The sequence below is a fragment of the Peribacillus sp. SIMBA_075 genome (genome assembly GCF_046534585.1).
Genome location: NZ_JAWRYN010001372.1, coordinates 1 through 244, shown reverse-complemented (window position 1 = coordinate 244; position 244 = coordinate 1). Strand labels below are relative to the sequence as shown.

Genomic DNA, 244 nt, shown 5'->3' with positions numbered 1-244 from the left:
ATCCTATTCTGTTAACGAAGAAAGATAGCTTACCAACTTACAAGCTTCCAAGTAAAGTCATCATTGTTGGTGGAGAAAAGAGTGTTAGCAAAAAAGTTGAATCTCAAATCAAAAAAACGTCCACAGTGAAAAGAATCGGTGGAGCTAATAGATATGAGGTATCAGCAAATATTGTAACTGAATTAAACATGAATGCTAATAAGCTATACTTAGCAAATGGTTCTATCTTTACAGATGCTATTAC

The 244-nt window shown here is 33.2% G+C and carries 1 protein-coding gene; it reads left to right on the top strand.

The genetic code is table 11. The annotated features are described in order from the left end of the window. A partial coding sequence (locus tag SB775_RS32820) for a cell wall-binding repeat-containing protein (RefSeq protein WP_410865477.1) occupies positions 1-244 on the top strand: 244 nt, incomplete at both ends.